Below are 21519 nucleotides of genomic sequence, written 5' to 3' on the forward strand. Positions count from 1 at the left end.
CGCCCATCGTTGGGGTTTTGCTCTTTTTCTGATGGTTTTGCGGCGCGAGCTCGTATATGGGCTGCGCGGCGTGTCTGGCTTGCGCCCAGCGGATAAACCGCGGCATAGCCCAGACCGAAAAACAAAAAGCGATAAAAAACGCAAGACCTGCGCGAGCGGTGATGTATTGGAAAAAATTTATATTCGTAAGATGGTAAAGATAATAAAACAAAGTTTGCCTTTTAAATTTTATGAAATTTTATACGAAAACGCGCATTTTAGTATAAAAGAGGTAAAATTTAGCTTTTAGGGCGGATGAAATTTTGCCGCATTTGCTAAAAGAAAGTATAATGCCGCTCGTAAAAACAGCGCCGCAGATCCGTTTCAAAAGACCTGTGCGGCGAAATTTAGACGAAATTTAGGAGCCAAAATGGGGCAAAAGACGATTTTACTTATCACCGACGGCATCGGCTTTAACGCGAGCGATAAATTTAACGCGTTTGCAAACGCAAAAAAGCCCGCCTATGATTATCTTTTTAAAAACGTGCCCGATACGTTGCTGCACACCTCGGGGCTTGCCGTGGGCTTACCGCAGGGACAGATGGGAAACAGCGAAGTGGGGCACATGACGATCGGAAGCGGTAGAATTCTATATCAAAACCTAGTCAAAATTGATCGCGCGATCGATGAGGGCTCGCTTGAGAAAAACGAAGCACTGCAAAGCCTGCTTTCAAAGTGCCGCAGGCTGCACGTCATAGGGCTTTACAGCGACGGCGGCGTGCATTCGCATCTGCGCCATTTCGACGCGATATGTGAGATAGCGCAAAATGCGGGTTGCGAGACCTGGGCGCACGCTATCACCGACGGGCGCGACGTTTCACCGAGCAGCGGAGTGGAATTTTTAAAGCATCTACAGGCTAAATTTAAAGTCGGCAGCGTTTGCGGGCGCTTTTACGCGATGGATCGCGACAAGCGCTTTGATCGCGTAAAGCGCGCTTACGATGTACTTATGGGCGAAACGGCGCCGCTTGAAATTTCGCCTAGCGAGTACATGCTGCAAAGCTACGAGCGCGGCGTGAGCGACGAGTTTATCGAGCCTGCGAGCTTTAACGGCTTTAGCGGTATCGGCGTGGACGACGGAGTGATTTTTATAAATTTTAGAAACGACCGCGCTAGGGAGCTTTGCGAGGCTTTGGGCGATGAGAATTTTAGCGAATTCAAGCGAAAGTTCGTCGTGCAAAATTTAATCACGATGAGCGAATACGACGCGAACTTTAAATTTCCTCTGCTATTTGAGAAGCCCGTGCTTAAAAACACGCTTTGCGAAGTGATCGCGGAAGCCGGTCTTACGCAGCTTCACACCGCCGAGACCGAAAAATACGCACACGTGACGTTTTTCTTTAACGGCGGCGTCGAGGAGCCGCTGCCAAACGAAACTCGCGTGCTGATCCCAAGCCCCAAAGTAAAAACCTACGACGAGCAGCCGCAGATGAGCGCGCCAGCGGTGTGCGATGCGGTGATTCGCGGCATCGAAGCGGGGATCGATTTCATCGTCGTAAATTTCGCAAACGGCGATATGGTCGGCCACACGGGCAATTATGACGCCGCGATAAAGGCGGTCGAGGTGGTGGATGAGTGTATCGGTAAAATTTTAAGCGCGGCGAGGGCGCACGATTACGCCTACGTGCAGATTAGCGATCACGGCAACTGCGAGGCGATGCGAGACGCTGACGGCGAAATTTTAACCAACCACACGACCTTTGACGTATTTTGCTTTGTGCTGGGGCGCGGCGTGCGTGAACTAAAAAGCGGACTTGGGCTTAGCAACGTCGCAGCTACCGTGCTAAAGCTAATGGGGCTGCCAAAGCCCGCGGAGATGGATGAAGCGCTATTTTGAAATTTCAACGGCGCGCTTGTAGCCAAATTTTAACGGCTAAAATTTAGGTAAATTTGGATAAATTTACGCTAGAGATTAAAATTTTAATAAAAGGACAAGTATGAAATTTAGTGGAAAAAACGTTTTAATCACGGGCGCGAGCCGCGGTATCGGCGCGCAGATCGCAAGGACTTTGGCGGGCTACGGGCTTAAGGCGTGGATCAATTATCGCTCAAGCCCAGAGCCTGCCGACGCACTGCTAGAGGAGATCCGCGCAAACGGCGGAGAGGGCGCCGTGATTAAATTTGACGCGACGAACGAGGCGGAATTTAGCGAGGCGATTGCCCTGATCGCGCAAAGCGACGGCGAGCTAAGCTATCTCGTAAATAACGCGGGCGTCACGAACGACAAGCTCGCGCTTAGGATGAAGCTGGAAGACTTCATGGGCGTGATCGAAGCAAATTTAAGCAGCGCCTTTATCGGCTGCCGCGAAGCTCTAAAATTAATGAGCAAAAAGCGCTTCGGCGCCGTCGTAAACATCGCCTCGATCGTAGGCGAAATGGGCAACGCCGGGCAGGTCAATTACAGCGCGAGCAAGGGCGGAATGATCGCGATGAGCAAGAGTTTCGCAAAAGAGGGCGCCGCGCGCGGCATCCGCTTTAATTGCATAACTCCGGGCTTCATCGCCACCGATATGACGGACGCGCTAAGCGACGACGTAAAAGCAAGCTACGAAACGAGCATCCCGCTTAAGCGCCTCGGAAGCACGAGCGACGTCGCCGAAGGAGTTGCGTTTTTGCTTAGCGACGGCGCGGGCTACATTACTGGAGAGACGCTTAAAATCAATGGCGGGCTCTATATGTAGCGTTAAATAGCGGAATTTAAGGTTAAATATTATAGAATTACGCGGTATTTTTTTAAAGGAGTGCTAAAATGGCAGTATTTGAAGATGTAAGAGACGTAGTTGTAGAACAACTAAGCGTTAGCCCGGATCAGGTTAAACTTGACTCTAAAATTATCGAGGATTTGGGCGCGGACTCTCTTGACGTAGTTGAGCTAGTAATGGCTTTAGAGGAGAAATTCGGTATCGAGATCCCTGATAGCGAGTCCGAAAAATTAGTAAGCATTAAAGACGTAGTAGATTATATAGAAAATTTGCCTAAGAAATAAAATTTTAAGGAAGCAGTTTTGAAACGAGTCGTAGTAACGGGCATCGGGATGGTAACCTCTCTCGGGCTTGACAAACAGAGCAGTTTTGAAAATATCTGTAACGGAAAAACCGGGGTTGATAAAATTTCGCTCTTTGACGCTAGCGAATTTCCGGTTCAAATTGCAGCTGAAGTAAAAGGTTTCGATCCTTCGAGCATAATCGAGGATGGAAAAGAGATAAAAAAGATGGATAGATTTATCCAACTCGGGCTTAAAGCCGCGGGTGAAGCTATGGATGACGCTAAATTTAGCGGTTTCGATAGCGACGAATTCGGCGTTAGCTCCGCTAGTGGTATAGGCGGTTTGCCGAATATCGAAATAAACGCCAATACCTGCTTGCAGCGCGGTCCTAGGCGAATTTCTCCGTTTTTTATCCCCTCTGCTTTAGTAAATATGCTCGGCGGCTTTGTTTCTATATACTATAAATTAAAAGGTCCGAATTTATCCAGCGTTACGGCTTGTGCGGCTTCAGCGCATGCAATTATGGACGCTGCGAGAGTTATTATGATTGGCGAAGCGAAAAAGATGCTTGCAGTGGGTGCCGAGGCTGCGGTTTGTCCCGTAGGTATCGGCGGATTTGCCGCGATGAAGGCGCTTTGCGCTAGAAATGACGATCCAGCGCACGCTTCACGTCCGTTTGATGCGGAGCGAAACGGCTTTGTTATGGGCGAAGGTGCGGCGGCTTTGGTTTTAGAAGAGCTAGAAGACGCGAAAGCGCGCGGCGCTAAAATTTACGGCGAGCTCGTAGGATTCGGCGCTAGCGGCGATGCCTATCATATCACTTCGCCTAGCCTAGACGGTCCGATCCGCGCTATGAAAAAGGCCTACGAGATGGCGGGGCGCCCGAAGATTGATTATATCAACGCTCACGGAACGTCCACTGCGATAAACGATAAAAACGAAACCGCGGCGTTAAAAGAGCTTTTCGGTGAGGGCAAGGTGCCTGCGGTCAGCTCCACCAAGGGCCAGCTAGGACATTGCCTAGGCGCTGCAGGAGCAGTAGAGGCTGCGATCAGCCTTTTAGCGATGCAAAACGGCATCATACCGCCTACGATAAATCAAATTTCAAAAGATCCAGATTGCGATTTGGACTATGTGCCAAACGTCGCTAGAAAAGCCAAACTCGATTGCGTCATGAGCAATAATTTCGGCTTCGGCGGCACGAACGCATCGCTTATTTTCAAAAGAGTAGATTAATGGCTAGCTATCTGGACTTCGAAAAGTCTATAAAGCAGATTGACGAGGACATCACTGCCGCTAAAATTCGCGGTGATGAGGACGCGGTCGAAATTTTAAATAAGAACCTCGAAAAAGAAATTTCCAAAGTTTATAAGAATTTAAACGAATACCAAAGACTTCAGCTTGCGCGTCACCCAGATCGCCCTTACGCGATCGATTATATTCGCGCGCTTTTGCAAGACGCTAGGGAACTTCACGGCGACCGCGCCTTTAGAGACGATCCTTCGATCGTGTGCTATTTGGGCATTATGGGTAATCGCAAAATCGCCGTGATCGCCGAGCAGAAGGGTCGCGGCACCAAAAACAAGCTGAAGCGAAATTTCGGTATGCCGCATCCGGAGGGCTATCGCAAGGCACTGCGCGTAGCAAAACTTGCCGAGAAATTTAACCTTCCGATTCTATTTTTGATCGACACTCCGGGCGCATATCCGGGACTTGGTGCCGAGGAACGCGGTCAAAGTGAAGCAATCGCGCGAAATCTATATGAGCTTAGCGATATTAAAACGCCTACGATCGCCGTAGTTATAGGCGAGGGCGGTAGCGGCGGAGCTTTGGCTATCGGCGTAGCCGATCGGCTGGCGATGCTTCAAAACTCAATTTTTTCAGTTATCTCTCCCGAGGGCTGTGCCGCGATTTTGTGGAACGATCCAAGCAAGAGCGAGGCCGCTACGAAAGCGCTAAAGATCACCGCCGAGGAGCTAAAAGAGCTGGGCTTGATCGACGACGTGATCAAAGAGCCCAAAACGGGCGCCCACAGAGATAAAGACGGCGCGATAAAAGCGCTTGGAAACTACGTCTTAACCGAGCTGCACAAGCTAGACGATCTTAGCATAGACGAGCTAATTAGCAGAAGGCAACAAAAAATTTTAAGGTTCGGTGCTTATAAAGAAAACTAAATTTTAAATTTCGCGACTTTTTTAAAACCAAATTTAATAACTTCACACTCTAAGAGGACAAATGGAAAATACAAATCAAAATTCCACCCAGACCGCCGTTTCAAATTCTAATCAAAACGGCAGAAAAACTTACGCTAAAACGCACGTTCCCGTCGAGGGCTACCAGATCGAGGAGCTCCGCTCGATGGATCTTGAAAATCTCATCGCCATAGCAGACGAGCTAGGCGTCGAGAACCCGCGCGAATTCCGCCGCCAAGCGCTCGTTTTTGAAATTTTACGTATGCAGACGAAGCAGGGCGGCTTCATACTTTTTACGGGGATTTTGGAGGTTACCGCCGAGGGTTACGGCTTTTTGCGCGGCATAGATTCAAATTTAAGCGACAGCGCCAACGACGCCTACGTGAGTCTAAGTCAGATCCGCAAATTCGCCCTGCGCGTCGGCGACATCGTCACGGGCCAGGTGCGCGAGCCGAAGGATCAGGAGAAGTACTACGCGCTCTTAAAGATCGAGGCGATCAATTACAAATCGATCCAAGAGGCTAGAGAGCGCCCGCTATTTGACAATCTCACGCCGCTTTTCCCGACCGAGAAGCTCAAGCTCGAATACGATCCTATGCGCCTTACCGGTCGCGTACTCGATCTTTTCACCCCGATCGGCAAGGGGCAGCGCGGGCTCATCACGGCTCCTCCGCGTAGCGGTAAAACGGAGCTCATGAAGGAGCTTGCCAACGGTATTACGCGCAACCACCCCGAGGTCGAGCTTTTGGTGCTGTTAGTCGACGAGCGCCCCGAGGAGGTGACTGATATGGAGCGCAGCGTGCGCGGCGAAGTGTTTAGCTCGACCTTCGATCAGCCCGCATTCAACCACGTTCGCGTCGCCGAGCTCGTTATCGAAAAGGCAAAACGCGCCGTCGAAAACGGCAAGGACGTCGTCATTCTGCTCGATAGCATCACCCGCCTTGCGCGCGCTTACAACACTGTCACGCCTAGCAGCGGCAAAGTCCTAAGCGGCGGCGTGGACGCAAACGCCCTGCACAAGCCGAAGCGCTTCTTCGGTGCGGCGCGAAATATCGAAAACGGCGGCTCGCTTACCATCGTCGCTACCGCGCTCATCGAGACCGGCTCGCGAATGGATGACGTGATCTTCGAGGAGTTCAAAGGCACGGGCAACAGCGAGATCATCCTCGATCGTAACATCTCGGACCGCAGAATTTACCCCGCGATCAATATCACCAAGTCTGGTACGCGCAAAGAGGAGCTTTTGCAAGGCAGCGAAAATTTGCAAAAGATCTGGGCGCTGCGCTCGGCTATCTCGACGATGGACGACGTCGAGGCGCTGAAATTTTTATACGCCAAGATGCTAAAAACCAAAGACAACACCGAGCTGCTATCGATAATGAACGGCTAAATTCTTTAATTTAGCCTTATTCTGAAATTTCGCTCTAAATTTAGCGGCGGAGCTCGCGTCGCTTGCCGCAAATACCGCCACGTAGCTTTGTATGCGCTTTTTCCAAGCGGCGCGCAAATTATGATGGTAGAGGGTAATTTGCAACGTGTAAAATTCCGTAAATATGTGGCGAGCTGATATTGCGGTAATGCACTAGACTTTCACTTAAAATCCCAATAGCTATGAAATTCTAAAGCTTAGCTTTAAATTTATAACTCACAAAATTTTGATTTTAAATTTTGTCCGCAATCCAATCGTGGCATCGTAGCCTTTTTTTGTTTGGATGTCGCATCTTATCTCGTAACTCTCATTTTAAGACGTGCGCACTTCAGCTGCGACAATATTAACATTATGAATCCCACATCTAAGCTTGCTATTTACGTTTAAATTTTACTAGCCACGTTTTAAAATTTTAGGCTCAATTAAACTTAATCAGATTCTCTCTTATCAATTTTAATAGTTTCTGATATAAGTTTTCCTGTGTAGTTTTAGTATTATATCTAAATTCGTATTCTTTTAAGTGAAGCAAGAAATTCTCTTTCTTTATCCCTTTAAATTTAGCCAGTCTATGTTTAGCATATCCCCAGAAATTCTCAATGCCGTTGATATGGTTTTTACCATTTGCAAATTCGTTCTTGGAATGCTTTACTCTATAGTGGGCCTTAGCTCCGTAATCAACCAAACCGTCATAAGCCTTCCAGCAATCAGAATAGATAGTAGAGCTATCAATCTCGCTATATTGAGATAATATAGGTATCAACTCACTAGCAGAGCAGTTTTTAACTATTTGGGTATAGACCTTACCGTCACACTTTAGCATTCCAAATACCGGTGTTTTATTTGCTGCTCCTCTACCTCTTTTACCCCTTACTCGTTTAGATCCGAAGTAGTTTTCATCTATTTCAAAGCGAAGCTTCTAGGCGGGCTTGGAAATCTCACCGCTAAATTCGCTTATCTTCTCACACTCTTTAGACATAAGAGCTCTTATTTCTCTAAAGATTTTACATAGGGTTGCTTCTGAAATTTTAGTTAAATTTGATATCTTTGATTCTTCTATATCTTCTGCGAAATACTTTAGAATTTCTCTAAATTTAGCTTCAGAAATTCTTGAACGGACTATATACCTGTTTTTCATCGACAAAACTATAGTTAAAAACTCCTTTGAAAGTTTTTAACTTATCTTAGCCTAAAATTTTAAAATAGTAGTTTAATCCATATTTTAAGGAGATTTAAATTGGGACGGCGTTATAATTTATATATATTTTAATTAAAAGGAAAAACGATGAAATATCTGGTTTCAAAAAGCCTTTTTACTTTAGCCGTGTCTTTTGTAGCCGCTTCCGTCTTAGGTGGTTGTGGTTTTATAAAAAAGCCGATGACTAGTGAAGCGACACTCTTAGATCGCGCTGAAATGGCAACTGGTATAGATAAATCAAATCTAACGGTTGTGCCTGATTCAGTAAAAAGTGAGATAGACTCAGTACATTATAAGGTCAGGAGCAAAAACGGGGATTTGTATCGTTGCTATTTTTCATCCGTTATAGTAGTTGATTCTGACGTGCTTTGCACAAAAATTGTTGGCGCAGGCGGTACTGGAGGTTCCAAAAGTGGTAACTGCAACGCTCTGCTTAAAAAAGCGGGCAAGTGCTAGCGCGCTAAAGACGGCTTAAATCGTGCGGCTTTAAAACGGGTTCATTCGGCCCAAATGCGCGCCGCTAGCCGTTTAGGCCGCACCCGCAAAATCTTCGTCGCGTCTGTAAGCAAGCCCGCTACTTTACTGCGCATTTCGGCGCTCGTTATGCTGGTGGGTAGTAAAATTTTAATGCTTTTAAGCTTTGCCGAGAGGATTGCGAAATTTCAATGCGTAAATTTTAAATCTAGAGGCGCGTTTGAACTCTTTTTGTTACGAAACGAGGCGTAAAATTTTACGTTTTAATTTTACTGTGCAAGATTTACCGCATGAAATTTCATTATGCAAAACCCTTTGCTCGGGCGCTTTGCGGATCGTAGCACGCGATTTAGCCCGGTTTAAACGTCACAAATTAGCTCGCGATCCCCGCGTTCCGCTTCGCCGCGCAAATCTGCCGCGCGATTTATCGCGTAAAATTTCGCTCGCTCCTATCTATTCCGTTCGCTTTCTACTTCCCGCTGAAAAACAGCAGATTTGCCATTATGATCACGATCGCGACGGGCGCTACGAAGCGCAGCGAAAAGTACCAAATTTTAAATCCCAGCTTGCCCATATCAGCGCTAAAAAGCCCGCGCAGGCGCTGTGCATCCATCACAAAGCCCACGAATATCGCCGAGGTTAGCGCGCCTAGAGGAAGCATGACATTTGAGCTTACGAAGTCCAAGCAGTCAAAAAAGCTCGCGCCGAAAAACTTAAGCTTGCTCGCATAATCCGCGTGCATCGATAGCAGCGAGCATGCGCCTAGCACCGCTATGACGCACCCCGAGACGCAGACTGCGCGCAGGCGCGAAATTTTAAATCTGCCGATGAGATAGAAGACGAAGGGCTCGATCATCGAAACCGCGCTCGTGATCCCCGCGAAAAAGAGCGAGACGAAAAACGCGACTTCAAGCACCTGTCCCGCTAGCCCCATTTTTGCAAACATTGTAGTGAGCGAGACGAAGACGAGCCCCGCACCCTGCGCGGGATCGGCGCGGAATTCGAAGATGAAAGTAAAGACGATGAGCCCCATCATCAGCCCGATTGCGATATTTATAAATACGATGTTTACCGAGCTGCGCACGAGCCGCACACCCTCGCTAAGCGACGCCGCGTATGCCGCGATACAGCCGACGCCCACGCACAGGGTAAAGAGCGCGAGCCCGAGCGCGGAGAGGACGGAGTTAACGGTGATTTTGCCGAAGTCTGGGTAGAAAAGAAATTTCGCCGCCGCGCCGAAGCCCTGCATCGTGCACGCATACGCAAGCATCGCGAGCAGCAGCACGAAAAGAAGCGGCATCATCACGACGTTTAGCCGCTCGATACCGCTTTTGATGCCGCGCGCGACGACACAGAGCGTCAGCACGAGCGCAAGCGCGTAAAAGCCCAGGCTCGTGGCTAGCGAATGCGAGATGAGATCGTCAAAGACGGCGCCCGCTTCCTCGGCGGTTGCGGGCAGCGGAGAAAAGCCCAAAAATATGTAGCGGATCACCCAGCCGAGGATCACGAGGTAAAAGGACAGCACCAGCATGCCGCCGGCGATGAAAACGCCTCCCGCGCGCCATTTGCGTCCGCCGCGCGGCGCCAGTGTCTCGTATGCGCTTGGCAGATCCCGCCCACTTAGCCTGCCTAGCGCCATCTCGGCTAGAAATATACTAAAGCCCACGCCCAGCGTGAGCGCGAGGTATAAAAGCACGAAGGCGCTGCCGCCGTTTTGACCCACGAGGGTGGGAAATTTCCACGCGTTGCCAAGCCCCACCGCGCCGCCTGCGACGGCAAGTATGAAGCCGATTTTACTAAATTTATCGTTCATTTTCGCTCCGATGATTTTTCAAATTTTAAAGCTACGGAATTTTAAAATTCCAAACTACCGCCGCATCTCTCTATGAAATTTGGCTCGCTACTTTGGGCCGCTTTGGCGCTAAATTTTAAAATTCCAAGCACGATGCTGCACGGCTGCGCTACGGCATCTTTGCCGCGGTCTTGCGCAGGTTGCCGCGCGGGTTAGCGCGGTCGCGCCGAAGGCTGATTGCGGTCGCCGCATGCTCCTATCTAGACGTAAAATTCCAAGCGCGATTTTTGACGGCCGCCATGGCCGCTCGCGGATCGCCGTGAGGCTCGCTATGGAATTTTGCCTATCGCCCCGAGCCGTCAGAGCGTAAAATTTTAAAATTTCAAGCCGCAATACGCGATCCCTGCGCTGTTCCGACGGATCGGTCGTCTATTAGACGGATCGCGGGCTCGCGCGCCGCTTCGGCGACAAATTTTAAAATTCCAAGCGCGATGTCGCGCGGGTCACCACAAAATTTTACGCGCCGCTTCTGCGGCAGATTGCGTAGGTCGCGTCATAAACTATCGTGGCGGCTGCACACCAACCGTCTCGGTTTAGAATTTTAAAATTCCACAGCGTGATAAGACGCGGCTGCGCTACGGCGCCTTTGCCGCGGTCTTGCGCCGATCGTCGCGCAGGTTAGCGTGGTCGCGCCGAAAGCTGATTGTCGCTACATACTTTGATCTTCCTCTATCTAAACATAAAATTTTAAACTATCGCTGCAAGGCTAACGGATCGCGGCAAGTTCGCTATGAAATTTGGAGCGTTGCTTTTGGACTGCTTTAGCGCCAAATTTTAAATCCATGCTATCCATCCGCTTTGCAAATTTTAAAAATTTAAAATTTTTAGCTGATTGAGTGCTATCACTACGATCGCGACTGGCGCCACGAAGCGCAGCAGCACGAAATACCACAGCTTAAAGCCCATTCGTCCCATATATGGGCGCAGTAGAATTTCGACGGCTCGTTTTTTGATCACGAATCCTACGAAAATCGCCACGATTATGCCGCTAAGAGGCATTAAGATATTCGAGGTTAGGTAATCAAGCATGTCAAAAAAGCTCTTGCCACCTAGGCTAAAATACTCGCTCGTACCCCCGTAATAACCCAAAATGCAGCATATCCCTAAAACATACGTCACAGCAAAAACTAAAATTGAAGCGCGCTTTCGGCTTAGCTTGCGGGAGTTTACGAGATAATAAATCGCAGGCTCCAGCATCGAAATTGCAGAAGTAATCGCTGCAAATAATAGCGAGGTGAAAAATAAAAATGCTAGGATGTTTCCGATCGCACCGAGCTTTGAAAAAAGTACCACCAGCGAGACAAACACTAGCCCTGGGCCTTGCGCTTTGGGATCGCCGCCGAATTCAAAGATGAAAGTAAAGACGATAAGTCCCATCATCACGCCGATTAGGACATTAATGCAGACGATATTTATGCTTGAGGTTAGGATATTAGTGCGCGCAGGCAGGCTTGCAGCATAGGTCATAATCGTAGTAACGCCAAGCGAAAGCGTAAAAAACGCAAGTCCTAGCGCCGAAAGAACGCTATCCTTATTAAGCTTGGAAAAATCTGGCACTAGCAAGAATTTTGCGCTACGTCCGAATCCATCGAAACTCGCGGCGTAAATTAGCATCAAAACCAGCAAAATAAATAGCGCGGGCATCATCCAGACATTCAGCCGCTCGATGCCGCTTTTGACACCTTTAGATACGATGAAAAAGCAAAACGCCGACGCTATGGTAAAGCACACCGCCACGCTTAAAAAGTCGCTACCTAAAAGTGCGTTAAACGCTGCGCCGCTTTCATCTATACTTTTTGGCAGATAAAAAGCGCTTGAGACCACGTATTTTAGGATCCAACCCATTACGACGCTGTAAAAAGCATAGATCAAAAGCGCACTAATCATAAAAAATCCCGCGTATTTCCATGCGCCTTTGTATGACGGTGCGAGCTTTTCAAATGCGCGCACTGGATCACTTTCGCTTAGCCTGCCTATGACGATCTCGGCTAAAAAAATCACGAAGCTAACCAAAAGCGTCAGCAAAAGATATAGCAAGATAAATGCGCTGCCGCCGTTGGTGCCTACTAAAGTGGGGAATTTCCACGCATTACCGAGCCCTACGGCGCTGCCTGCGACTGCGAGAATGAAGCCGATTTTGCTAAATTTATCGTTCATATTATGCCTTGTAGCGGAATTTGAAAGGGCAATATTAGCAAAATCTAGCTTAACTCGCCAAGCTAGCCGAGTGGAATTTAGGCAAACCCGCTATAATGCCGCGAATTTTAAAGGAGATAAAATGAAATCGATAAAAGAAGTGATGCTCTCTCGCCACAGCTGCCGTAAATTTTGCAGCGACAAGCTAAATAGCGAGCTCGTGCGCGAGATACTTGATCTTGCGCGCTTAAGTCCCAGCTCATGCGGATTAGAGCCGTGGAGGATGATGATAATCTCGGATCCTTGTGAGCTAAAAGAGCTTTCTGTAGCCTGCAACAGCCAGCCGCAAATAGCCGAGTGCTCGCACGCCGTGATTTTAATCGCGCGTAACGATCTGCGCGTGGGCGAGGAGTATTTAGAACGAACCGTCCGCCGTCGCGCAAACACTCCGCAAAAATATGAAGCTGCGATGAATTATTTCCGTGCGAAATTTGCGGACTTAGACGACGAAGCGCTGATGAACTACGCGACCAAGCAGCTTTATATCTTAGCGGCAAATATCGCTAATATTGCCGAGGGCTTTGACGTGCGCTCGTGTATAATGACCGGCTTTGACGCCGCGGCTTTGGAAAAATTTTGCGCTTTAGAGACGAAATTTCGTCCTGCAATCGTCGTGGCTTTGGGGCGTGGTGAGCCTAGCAAATACCCGCACACGCGCTACGAGCTGGATGAAATTTTAATCTCTCGCGGCGGCAGCGAAAAAAGATAAAATGAAGCATTTCTGCTCGCAAAGCTTAGGCGCGAGCTTTGTTTATTAAAAGCGTCGTTTTGCGAAATTTTATCGGTTTAAAAGTGCGATAGCGTTAAAATGCGCTTAAAATTTCAAAGGATAAACATGCAAGTCAAACTTCTAAATTTCACTCCGCTTTGGGTCTGCTCAAATGCGATCCGCACCTGCTGGCAGAGCTTCGAGCGCGGCGATTGCGGCGGCGCCAAAGACCTGGCGCTAATAGATCGCGTCGGCAACCAGCTCAAGCACTCAAGCACGCTCGAGCACCTCTACTACAACTTCTACATCAGTGGTATTTCGCGCGCGCTGCTTCAGGAGCTGGCGCGCCACCGCCTAGCAAGCCTTAGCGTAAAATCCACGCGCTACACTCTCAAAGAATTGCGCGGCGAGGACAGCTTCGCGCAAGGCGATTTCGAAAACGCCGCGCGATACATCGTGCTTACGGGCAACGAAGCGGTCGATAATGCAAGTATCGCGGCTCTTGAAAATCTGCGTGTAATCTTACAAACTCCAATCAGCCTTGATATCGCCAAATACTGCCTGCCCGAGTGCTATAAGAGCGAGCTTAGCTGGAGCATAAACGCACGCAGCTTGCAAAACTTCCTCGCTTTGCGCTCTAGCAAGGCGGCACTTTGGGAGATCCGCGAGCTTGCGGGTAAAATTTACGAAGCGCTACCGCAGGAGCATAAATTTATATTCCAAAGCTGCATGGCGGGCGGCGAGAAGACGCCTGGCGAGGAGTAGCGAGCGAAGTAAAATTTTGATATAAGAGGGCTTGCGATGATAAAACTTACGCAGATGAGAGCGGCTTTTGAAAAGGAGGAGCCGAACGCGCTTTATCTTAGCTACTTGGGGTGGGTAAAAACCCTGATTCCGTTTTGGAGGCAGGCCGTTGCGAGGATCGCGGAGCTAAGCGGCACCGCGGATGAAAAAAGAGACAAGCATTTGCGCTCAATCGATAGCTCTTTGCAGCTTTTACAGGCTTGGCGATTTAAAAAGATAAAATACGTGCAAGCAAGAAGAAAAGAGATCGATAGCGCCATAAGTTTTATGCGAAACGGCGCCTTAACGCAGCAGGCATGCAGATACGGCTTTGCGCCGGTTTGCAGAAATTTAGCGAGCATTTTGCGCAGCTTTTTATACGTTTCAACTTTCGGCTATTCGGACGAGCAGCTTCCGACCGTATTTGCTCAAAAAATTTACGGCATTGCGCTGTGCCACACCCTCTTTCCCTTCGATACAAGCGATTTTGTGTATTATCTGCCGCGAGAGAAATCCATCCATACGCAAGACCCCGCCGATTTGGACAACTGGCATTTGATGATGAGCGAGGCTGGCAAGGCTTTGAATATCGCGGAGCTCACCAAAGAGCTAAATAATCAGGCTCGTAAAATTTACGAGAACTATAAAGCGCCGTTTGAATGGAAATACGACGAGGGGATTTGGGATTTGGAATTTGAGAATGTTTCAAAAAGGCTGCATTATGCGGGCGTGCGGGCTTTTGCAGGTCTGAATAAAGCGGAATAAAAGGCGCGCAAATTTTAAATCGCTTCTGAAATTTCATTCGCGGGCAGTAAAAATTCTGCGAGTTCTAATGCGGGTAAAATTTAAAATTCGCTTGAACGGGTTTTTGGCAGCCTGCGGTATAAAATTTAGCCGCCGCGCATTTTACGACTTGCGGCGGCGAGAATTGCAGCGGCGGCAAAACGAAAGCTTGGGCGAGCGATAAATTTAAAGGACGGATTATGAAAAATCTAGCGCTTGTGATGTTTGGCGGACAGACGCACCTCGATTTTGTGGGATTTTACGATTGTATGCTAAGGCTTAAAGCCGTCCGCCCGCAGCTTGAGATGAGGCTTTGTTCGCGCGAGCGGCAGGTTTCGGACAGCGGCGGCCTTACGATCGATGCGGGCGAGATCACGACGGATCTAGGCGGCTTTGATGCGGTTTTTGTGCCCGGCGGTATGGCGACGCGCCGCCTGAGGGACGATGCAGGCTTCATCTCGTGGCTAGCGACCGCGCGCGATGCGAAGTATAAATTTAGCGTTTGCACCGGTTCGCTACTTCTGGGCGCGGCGGGGTTTTTGCGAGGTAGGCGCGCGACTACGCATCCGTTTTGCTACGATCTGCTGGCGCCTTACTGCGCGGACGTGGTGCATGAGCGGCTCGTGCGCGATAGCCTGCCCGCAGGAGGCGAGATCATCACCGCAGGCGGCGTAAGTAGCTCCATCGAGCTTGGACTTTGCGTGATCGAGAAATTCGCGGGCAGCTCTGCGCGCGAAGCCGCCGCTGCGGCGATGGATTATCCTTATTACAGCCTTAGAGGCAAGCCCGTGCGATGAAATTTTAAAGACCCGCTAAGATCGGCGGCGCAAGTTTATAAATACCGCAGTAAATTTTAAAATAGAGAGGAGGTAAATCTTAATGCAAGCAGTAAAGATATTAAAAACATTGTGGAAAGTTATCAAGATCGTCATACTCGCAGCATTGATATTACCGTTTGCGGCATTGATATTGTTTGTTTTATTTATAGCTTTTCTATTTTCACCCCTTAATACGGGGTTTTCGTATATAGAAAATCAAGATTTGATTAAATTTAAATCTTTAACAAATGCGAATGGAGAAACTTTATTAATTTATCGTAAAAAAAGACCTTCCTTATCATGCAGCGAAAAAATACAGACTTGCATCTGTTACACGCATTTTATAAAGGCGGATAAGCCTTTTATCGCAACACAACAAGAAATGCTACAAAAGGGCTATGAGCTTGTTTCCAAGTCCGATTGCATAGCTGAAACTACAAATTCGCACGAATTTAAAATATCCTGGGCGATGCCGTCATATCATTATGCAGGTGATAAGGAATATCTGATCTATGGCTCGATCGAAAATTTAAACCTAACGGCGCTAATTAACGATAAAAGGCGAATATGGCACAAAAAAGAACACAAATGGGGACAGCCGGACGATTATGATCACGAGGTTATTTTTTATCCGGAACTTAATATAGTTCAAATAAATAAAATGGGGTATTAATAGTGTGCGCTAAATTTACTTACGACCGATTTAATATAACGTTGCGAACTAAATTTAAAAGCCTTTAGGATAAAATTTAAAGATTTGAAAGATTGGACTTTAGTCTTACGGACGTTTATCGAAGTATATAAAATAACGATATAATGGGTTTTACATAAAATAGGAGATCACAAAGACAGAATGAAACCGGCTCAAATTTTATCGCTGCTTTCGCATATATCTTTCGTAGCGGTGATCATTTATAGGTTAAATTCAGAGATAATAACCCGTGAGAGTTCGCAATAGCGCTTTTTGCCTACGCGATTTTGTTTGCTTTTTACCCGTAGAGCTTGCTTAACGATGATAAAAAACGATCGTCCTGCTGCTGTTTATGGCGCTTTTGATCGTGATTGTGTAGCGGCGCCTGCAAATCGGCGGGATCGGTTGGCGGCGAGAGAGCGCGGGCGATCTGCCTTTGATTGCAGCGGCGCGCGCGCGAGACTATTTTTAAAATTTATTGTAAAATTAGAGCGTTAATTTATTAAAATTTAAAGGGCTAGTATGCAGATAAACTTAGACGACGTGAGGATCGAAAACGGCTGGAAAGAGGCGCTTAGGGAGGAATTTCTAAGCGAGTATTTTGCGAAGATCAAAGAAAACCTGCTCGCCGCAAAGGCGCGCGAGATCGTCTATCCGCCGGGAAATTTGATCTTTAATGCCTTCAATCTAACTCCGTTTGAGCGGGTGCGCGCGGTGATTTTGGGGCAGGATCCCTACCACGGCGCGCATCAGGCGATGGGGCTTAGCTTTTCGGTGCCGCACGGCGTGCGAATTCCGCCCAGCCTCGTAAATATCTACAAAGAGATTAAGAGCGATCTGGGTATCAGCGAGCCTGCTAGCGGCGATCTGAGCTACTGGGCAAAGCAGGGCGTGCTGCTTCTTAATGCGAGCCTTAGCGTGGGCGCGAACCGCGCGAACTCGCACAGCGGCTTCGGCTGGCAAATTTTCACCGACGCCGTGATTAAAATTTTAAGCGCGAGGCGGCAAAATTTGGTCTTTATGCTGTGGGGAAATTTTGCCAAAGCAAAATCGGCGCTGATCGATGCGCAGAAGCATCTCATTTTAACCGCTGCGCATCCTAGCCCGCTTGCAGGAGGGGCGTTTTTCGGCTGCAGGCATTTTAGCAGATGCAACGAATATCTGCGCGCGCACGGTCTGGGAGAGATCGATTGGGATCTAAATCACGGCGCAGATTAAATGTATTTTAAATGAAATTTGCGTAAAATGCGCCGCAAAATTTCAAAGGTAAAGAAATTTTAAAAAAATATTGAAAGGAGAAGTGAGCGAATAATATACGACCGGCTTAAGAGGGCTTGCCGAAGCGACGCAGATGCGTGGCTAGGCTAATCATTGTAATTAAAGGAACGATATGAAAAAGATAATTTTGGGAATTTTATTGCTATTTACAAGTAGTGTAGTGGCAAATACCCTATCTGAGATTAGGCAATCGGGCAGTGTGCGCGTAGGCGTATTTGAGGCGCAACCACCTTTTAGTAAATTTGAAGACGGCAAATTCCAAGGATTTGAGGTTACTCTAGCCGAGGCGTTATCAAAAGATATATTTGGCGGCAAAGCGGGCAAGGTGGAATTCGTGCCCGTAAAGGCTAGCGAGCGTTTAAAAGCGTTGGAAGAGAATAAAGTAGATATGGTGCTTGCGACCTTTACGATCACAAATGAGCGTAAGCAGGTGGTCGATTTTACGACGCCGTATTTCGCAGTAAATATCGGCGTGCTAACCCGCAAGGGAGATAAGATCAAAACTATGTCTGATTTACACGGTAAGCCGATCATTGCAGAAAGCGGTACGACTAGCGAGGCATATTTTAAAAAAGAAGGTTTTGAAATCATAAATTGTGCTACTGCACACGAATGCTATAAAATTCTAAAAGAGGGCAAGGGTGCGGGCTTTGCACACGATAATTTGTTGGTTCTTGCTTATGCGGTCGTAGATAGCGATACTGAAGTAAATATTAAGAATTTAGGCGTTTCGGATTTCTTGGGCATTGCGGTTTCTAAGGGCAATAAGGATCTGCTCGAGTTCTTAAACGGCGAGTTAATTAAGCTTAGCAAAGATGGCTTTATGAAAAAGACCTATGATGAGGTGATCGAGCCGTATTATAAGGGCACTGCGGAGAAAAAATATTTCTTACTGGATGATCTTTATAGCCTATTTTAGGCGGTCGTAGCGGTACAGCTCGCCTGAATTTGCTTACAGTAAGCATAGCTGTGTGCTCTCGCCAGGTAAAATTTAAAAGGCTCGCATAGCCTTGCTATTTTGTCCGACTTTGCGAGCTTGGTTTAGATTGTAAATTCTACTAACGCGCCGTTGCAGAATTTATAAAATTCCATAGAATTTCGCAGCGGCATGCTATTTTTGCGGCGCTAATAGACGCGCAGAATTTTATAGCGAAGCGCTAAAATTTAATGAGAGCAGGCGGAGCTTGGCGCAAGGCAGCAAAATTTAAAAAGCCTCTATCATTATGCTTAGAAATTTTAGTTGCGAAATTTTATCGCTAAGCTCGCAATTTAGGGAATAGTTTCGGTTCTAGTAAAATGAAATTTTAAGAAAATTTACATTACAATTACGAAAAATTTAAAATTCAAGGAGGAAATTATGAAAAAGTCATTTTTTCTTATTCTATTGTCGGCGATCTTTGTTTTTGCGAATTCCTTAAGCGAAATCAAGCAAAGCAAGGTTATCAGAGTAGGCGTTTATGAAAACGAGCCGCCTTTTAGCAAGTCAAGCGAGAAAGGCTTTGAAGGCTTCGAAGTCGAGCTTGCCAACGCGCTAGCCGGTAAAATTTTCGGTAACAGCGGCGGTCGTATCGAGCTCATACCGGTAACGAACGAAGTGCGCTTTCCGATGCTGCAAAACAATCAGGCAGATATGATAATTGCGGCTGCAAGTATCACCGAAGAGCGTAAAGGTAGCGTTGATTTTTCGATGCCGTATTTTACGGTAAATTTGGGAATTTTAACGAAAAAAGACTCAAATATTCATAAAATAGGCGATCTGATGGGCAAAAAGATCGGCGTCATCCGCAAGACTACCGGCGAGGCATATATCAAAAAGGACGGCGGTTATAATGTTTCCTACTGCAACGATTCGGTTGATTGCTACAGGAGATTAAAAAGTGGCGAGATCGACGGGTATTGCAACAACAACCTTTTTGTAATGGTCTATCCGATCGTTGATCCCGCAGTCGAGGTCAATATAAAAAATTTAGGCGATAATGTATTCTTGGGCGTCGCGGTGCAAAAGGGTAACGCGGAGCTGCTAGAAGCGATCAATAAAGGCTTGATTGCGCTTAGCAAAGAGGGCTTTTTCAAAAAGGCTTACGAGGACACTTTCGAATCCTTTTATAAAGGCACCGTCGATAAAAAATATTTCTTACTCGACGATCTTTACAGCTTTTTTTAATAAAAAAGGAATTTAAAATGAAAAAATCACTGTTTTTAATTCTTCTATCTTGCATCTTTGCGCTTGCGAATTCTTTAAGTCAAATAAAGCAGAGTAAAGTCATTCGTATCGCCGTTTATGAAAATGAACCTCCGTTTAGTAGAGTTACGGATAACGGCTTTGAGGGCTTTGACGTAGAGCTTGCTAATGCAATCGGAGGCAAAATTTTAGGCGATACCGGCGGCAGGATCGAGCTCATACCGGTATCGGCGCAAGCGCGCTTTCCGTCCATTCAAAATAATCAGGCGGATATGCTTATCGCGGCTGCAAGCGTTACCGAGGAGAGAAAGAAAAATTATGAGTTTTCGATGCCCTATCTTTCGGTAAATTCCGGAGTTTTAACCAGAAAAAGCGACAATATCCAAAAAATGAGCGATCTGCGAGGTAAGAAAGTAGGCGTCATTCGCGGCTCGACGGGCGAAGCGTTTATGCAAAAGGACGGCGGCTACAATCTAGTGTATTGCAAAAATTCCTCCGATTGCTACAAGCGGTTAAAGAGCGGCGAGATCGACGGCGCGTGCGACGATAATCTATTTGTGATGGTCTATCCGGTCGCAGATCCTAGCGTCGAGGTTAATATCAAAAGTCTTGGCGAGAACGTATTTTTAGGCATCGCGATGCAAAAGGGCAACGCAGATCTCGCAGAAGCCGTCAATCAAGCGCTCATCTCGCTTAGCAAAGAGGGCTTTTTCAAAAAGGCGTATAACGATACTTTCGAGCCTTTCTACAAAGGCACCGTCGATAAAAAATACTTCCTTTTAGACGACATATACAGCTTCTTTTAGAATTTTAAATTCAATTGTGGATCGGAATTTTGGATGCTTCAGCGATTTAAAATTCCGATCCATCGCGTTAAAAGCTCATCGATATCGATCGGAATTCAAGCCGCTCGGCGTGATTGAAATTCCGTTTTTGATGCCAGCAGTTCGTCTATGGATTTTAGGGGGGTCTTTTTATTATAAATTTAAATCTAGATATCATGCCTACGTCGCGGACCGCGCGTATGTTTTTGAAAAAAGGCAAATTAAAATCTTAAATCTGCAAGCTTGCGTGCATTTAAACACCTTATGCTCGAGGGCTACGCGCTTAAAACCCTCCATTCGCTCTACGGATTTAAATTTTAATCCCGCATAGTATTAAAATTTCGTCTCTAAAATTAGGCGTTTAAATTTGAAAATTTCGGGCGAAATTTGCGCGTTATAAATTTTAAAATTTCTCTGAAATTGTGAAGAGAAATTCGACCGCTTAAGTCTAAATTTTACTTCGCTCTCAAAGCAAATTTTTAAAAAGTCCCCTTTAGGCGCAAAACAAAAGGCGCTGATATAACGGCGCACCTCTAAAATCTAGGTAGTGCGCCGCCTTGGAATTTTAAAGGTAAAATTTCAAAAACAAAATTCCGTCCTAATTCTTGCTGCGCGATTTCTCTGCGTCAAGCTTCGGAATTTAAACGCTCGCTTAATTGCGAAGCGAGCGCCGCGCCCTGTGCGGAAAGCGGGCTTTTGCAGATGAAATTTAAAAATGTCCTCCACGCAGGAGTTTTTAGCAGGCGTCGTGCGCAAAGGCAGGTAGTGCCGCTTTTTGTGATCGCGACGGATTGCCGTCAGCGTATCGTAGGTATCGGCTCGCGCAGCTTTTAAATTTCACGGCGCGGACGATCTTAATAAAAAGCTATTCGTATTTGAGCGCGTTAGGGTCGGATTTTCCTTCCCACGTATTTGTGCCGGCTTCTGTAACAAATTTGGCATTAGAACAGTCTTCTTGCTCATTTTTACTCATTCTTTCTTTTTTTGCACATTCTTGAGCTTTAATTTTAGCTTCTTCGACATGTTGTTTGTAATAATCCCTTGTTTTTGGCTTTTCCTCACAACCTGTTAGAAAAATAAAAACACCT

Annotated in this window: 20 protein-coding genes and 2 pseudogenes; 17 read left to right on the plus strand and 5 right to left on the minus strand. The window is 47.0% G+C overall.

The features are described from left to right. Nucleotides 1-211: pseudogene (locus Q0372_RS01490) on the minus strand (phospho-N-acetylmuramoyl-pentapeptide-transferase); the annotation flags it as partial. 198 nt (nt 212-409) lie between these two features. Here Q0372_RS01490 and gpmI point away from each other — a divergent pair. From gpmI to rho, 6 genes are all read left to right on the plus strand, one after another. Continuing rightward, on the plus strand, nt 410-1876 hold the full coding sequence (gene gpmI / locus Q0372_RS01495; RefSeq protein WP_298101671.1) for a 2,3-bisphosphoglycerate-independent phosphoglycerate mutase: 1467 nt from the start codon (nt 410-412) through the stop codon (nt 1874-1876). Nucleotides 1877-1976: 100 nt separating this feature from the next. Beyond that, nucleotides 1977-2720 (plus strand): 3-oxoacyl-ACP reductase FabG, encoded by a 744-nt coding sequence (gene fabG / locus Q0372_RS01500; protein ID WP_298101673.1) that lies wholly within the window; start codon nt 1977-1979, stop codon nt 2718-2720. A 68-nt stretch (nt 2721-2788) separates the two neighbouring features. Next, on the plus strand, nt 2789-3025 hold the full coding sequence (gene acpP / locus Q0372_RS01505; RefSeq protein WP_005873350.1) for an acyl carrier protein: 237 nt from the start codon (nt 2789-2791) through the stop codon (nt 3023-3025). An 18-nt stretch (nt 3026-3043) separates the two neighbouring features. Next, on the plus strand, nt 3044-4261 hold the full coding sequence (locus Q0372_RS01510; protein WP_298101676.1) for a beta-ketoacyl-ACP synthase II: 1218 nt from the start codon (nt 3044-3046) through the stop codon (nt 4259-4261). Continuing rightward, nucleotides 4261-5199 (plus strand): acetyl-CoA carboxylase carboxyl transferase subunit alpha, encoded by a 939-nt coding sequence (accA, locus tag Q0372_RS01515; RefSeq protein ID WP_297881080.1) that lies wholly within the window; start codon nt 4261-4263, stop codon nt 5197-5199. The genes Q0372_RS01510 and accA overlap by 1 nt, the downstream gene beginning before the upstream one ends. Before the next feature lie 61 nt (nt 5200-5260). Continuing rightward, nucleotides 5261-6607 (plus strand): transcription termination factor Rho, encoded by a 1347-nt coding sequence (gene rho, locus Q0372_RS01520; RefSeq protein ID WP_297901614.1) that lies wholly within the window; start codon nt 5261-5263, stop codon nt 6605-6607. Between the two features lie 457 nt (nt 6608-7064). Here rho and Q0372_RS01525 read toward each other — a convergent pair. Further along, a pseudogene (locus tag Q0372_RS01525) lies at nt 7065-7781 on the minus strand (IS1595 family transposase). 147 nt (nt 7782-7928) lie between these two features. Between Q0372_RS01525 and Q0372_RS01530 the strand changes: the two are divergent. Continuing rightward, on the plus strand, nt 7929-8297 hold the full coding sequence (locus Q0372_RS01530; RefSeq protein ID WP_297962080.1) for a hypothetical protein: 369 nt from the start codon (nt 7929-7931) through the stop codon (nt 8295-8297). Nucleotides 8298-8784: 487 nt separating this feature from the next. Here the strand turns inward: Q0372_RS01530 and Q0372_RS01535 are convergent, their stop codons facing one another. Together Q0372_RS01535 and Q0372_RS01540 are read right to left on the minus strand one after the other, a co-directional pair. Next, nucleotides 8785-10128: a sodium-dependent transporter gene (locus tag Q0372_RS01535; RefSeq protein WP_298101680.1), complete on the minus strand. Its 1344-nt coding sequence runs from the start codon at nt 10126-10128 to the stop codon at nt 8785-8787. A gap of 846 nt (nt 10129-10974) precedes the next feature. Further along, nucleotides 10975-12324: a sodium-dependent transporter gene (locus Q0372_RS01540; RefSeq protein WP_298101684.1), complete on the minus strand. Its 1350-nt coding sequence runs from the start codon at nt 12322-12324 to the stop codon at nt 10975-10977. A 121-nt stretch (nt 12325-12445) separates the two neighbouring features. On the opposite strand from Q0372_RS01540, the gene Q0372_RS01545 reads away from it, so the two are divergent. The 10 genes from Q0372_RS01545 (at nt 12446) to Q0372_RS01590 (ending at nt 21265) form a co-directional block, all read left to right on the plus strand. Further along, nucleotides 12446-13072 carry a nitroreductase family protein gene (locus tag Q0372_RS01545; RefSeq protein ID WP_298101687.1) on the plus strand — a complete coding sequence of 209 codons (627 nt, stop codon included), beginning with the start codon at nt 12446-12448 and terminating at the stop codon, nt 13070-13072. Nucleotides 13073-13198: 126 nt separating this feature from the next. Further along, nucleotides 13199-13837 (plus strand): FAD-dependent thymidylate synthase, encoded by a 639-nt coding sequence (thyX, locus tag Q0372_RS01550; RefSeq protein WP_298101690.1) that lies wholly within the window; start codon nt 13199-13201, stop codon nt 13835-13837. A gap of 36 nt (nt 13838-13873) precedes the next feature. Then, nucleotides 13874-14620, plus strand: a complete 747-nt coding sequence (locus Q0372_RS01555; RefSeq protein ID WP_298101693.1) for a hypothetical protein — start codon at nt 13874-13876, stop codon at nt 14618-14620. A 218-nt stretch (nt 14621-14838) separates the two neighbouring features. Beyond that, nucleotides 14839-15435 carry a DJ-1/PfpI family protein gene (locus Q0372_RS01560; protein ID WP_298101695.1) on the plus strand — a complete coding sequence of 199 codons (597 nt, stop codon included), beginning with the start codon at nt 14839-14841 and terminating at the stop codon, nt 15433-15435. An 82-nt stretch (nt 15436-15517) separates the two neighbouring features. Beyond that, nucleotides 15518-16129, plus strand: coding sequence for a hypothetical protein (locus Q0372_RS01565; protein ID WP_298101698.1), 612 nt, complete (start codon nt 15518-15520; stop codon nt 16127-16129). 540 nt (nt 16130-16669) lie between these two features. Next, nucleotides 16670-17365, plus strand: a complete 696-nt coding sequence (ung, locus tag Q0372_RS01570; RefSeq protein ID WP_298101700.1) for a uracil-DNA glycosylase — start codon at nt 16670-16672, stop codon at nt 17363-17365. A 172-nt stretch (nt 17366-17537) separates the two neighbouring features. Further along, nucleotides 17538-18344 (plus strand): transporter substrate-binding domain-containing protein, encoded by an 807-nt coding sequence (locus Q0372_RS01575; protein ID WP_298101703.1) that lies wholly within the window; start codon nt 17538-17540, stop codon nt 18342-18344. Between the two features lie 438 nt (nt 18345-18782). After that, nucleotides 18783-19589, plus strand: a complete 807-nt coding sequence (locus Q0372_RS01580; protein WP_291938062.1) for a transporter substrate-binding domain-containing protein — start codon at nt 18783-18785, stop codon at nt 19587-19589. 17 nt (nt 19590-19606) lie between these two features. Then, nucleotides 19607-20413 carry a transporter substrate-binding domain-containing protein gene (locus tag Q0372_RS01585; RefSeq protein WP_005873330.1) on the plus strand — a complete coding sequence of 269 codons (807 nt, stop codon included), beginning with the start codon at nt 19607-19609 and terminating at the stop codon, nt 20411-20413. Nucleotides 20414-21133: 720 nt separating this feature from the next. Next, complete coding sequence (locus tag Q0372_RS01590; protein ID WP_298101706.1) at nt 21134-21265, plus strand: hypothetical protein; 132 nt, start codon at nt 21134-21136, stop codon at nt 21263-21265. A gap of 31 nt (nt 21266-21296) precedes the next feature. Here Q0372_RS01590 and Q0372_RS01595 read toward each other — a convergent pair. Next, nucleotides 21297-21519 (minus strand): EexN family lipoprotein (locus tag Q0372_RS01595; protein WP_366810335.1); only part of this gene is annotated, 223 nt, incomplete at its 5' end.

The organism is uncultured Campylobacter sp. (assembly GCF_937997405.1).
Lineage (GTDB): Bacteria > Campylobacterota > Campylobacteria > Campylobacterales > Campylobacteraceae > Campylobacter_B.

Bases quoted from the DNA above. Each gene is read 5' to 3' on its own strand.
- Q0372_RS01560 (WP_298101695.1), top strand. From the start codon at position 14,839: ATGAAAAATCTAGCGCTTGTGATGTTTGGCGGACAGACGCACCTCGAT.
- fabG (WP_298101673.1), top strand. From the start codon at position 1,977: ATGAAATTTAGTGGAAAAAACGTTTTAATCACGGGCGCGAGCCGCGGT.
- accA (WP_297881080.1), top strand. From the start codon at position 4,261: ATGGCTAGCTATCTGGACTTCGAAAAGTCTATAAAGCAGATTGACGAG.
- Q0372_RS01565 (WP_298101698.1), top strand. From the start codon at position 15,518: ATGCAAGCAGTAAAGATATTAAAAACATTGTGGAAAGTTATCAAGATC.
- acpP (WP_005873350.1), top strand. From the start codon at position 2,789: ATGGCAGTATTTGAAGATGTAAGAGACGTAGTTGTAGAACAACTAAGC.
- ung (WP_298101700.1), top strand. From the start codon at position 16,670: ATGCAGATAAACTTAGACGACGTGAGGATCGAAAACGGCTGGAAAGAG.
- rho (WP_297901614.1), top strand. From the start codon at position 5,261: ATGGAAAATACAAATCAAAATTCCACCCAGACCGCCGTTTCAAATTCT.
- Q0372_RS01555 (WP_298101693.1), top strand. From the start codon at position 13,874: ATGATAAAACTTACGCAGATGAGAGCGGCTTTTGAAAAGGAGGAGCCG.
- Q0372_RS01575 (WP_298101703.1), top strand. From the start codon at position 17,538: ATGAAAAAGATAATTTTGGGAATTTTATTGCTATTTACAAGTAGTGTA.
- thyX (WP_298101690.1), top strand. From the start codon at position 13,199: ATGCAAGTCAAACTTCTAAATTTCACTCCGCTTTGGGTCTGCTCAAAT.
- Q0372_RS01535 (WP_298101680.1), bottom strand. From the start codon at position 10,128: ATGAACGATAAATTTAGTAAAATCGGCTTCATACTTGCCGTCGCAGGC.
- gpmI (WP_298101671.1), top strand. From the start codon at position 410: ATGGGGCAAAAGACGATTTTACTTATCACCGACGGCATCGGCTTTAAC.
- Q0372_RS01580 (WP_291938062.1), top strand. From the start codon at position 18,783: ATGAAAAAGTCATTTTTTCTTATTCTATTGTCGGCGATCTTTGTTTTT.
- Q0372_RS01545 (WP_298101687.1), top strand. From the start codon at position 12,446: ATGAAATCGATAAAAGAAGTGATGCTCTCTCGCCACAGCTGCCGTAAA.
- Q0372_RS01540 (WP_298101684.1), bottom strand. From the start codon at position 12,324: ATGAACGATAAATTTAGCAAAATCGGCTTCATTCTCGCAGTCGCAGGC.
- Q0372_RS01585 (WP_005873330.1), top strand. From the start codon at position 19,607: ATGAAAAAATCACTGTTTTTAATTCTTCTATCTTGCATCTTTGCGCTT.
- Q0372_RS01590 (WP_298101706.1), top strand. From the start codon at position 21,134: ATGAAATTTAAAAATGTCCTCCACGCAGGAGTTTTTAGCAGGCGTCGT.
- Q0372_RS01530 (WP_297962080.1), top strand. From the start codon at position 7,929: ATGAAATATCTGGTTTCAAAAAGCCTTTTTACTTTAGCCGTGTCTTTT.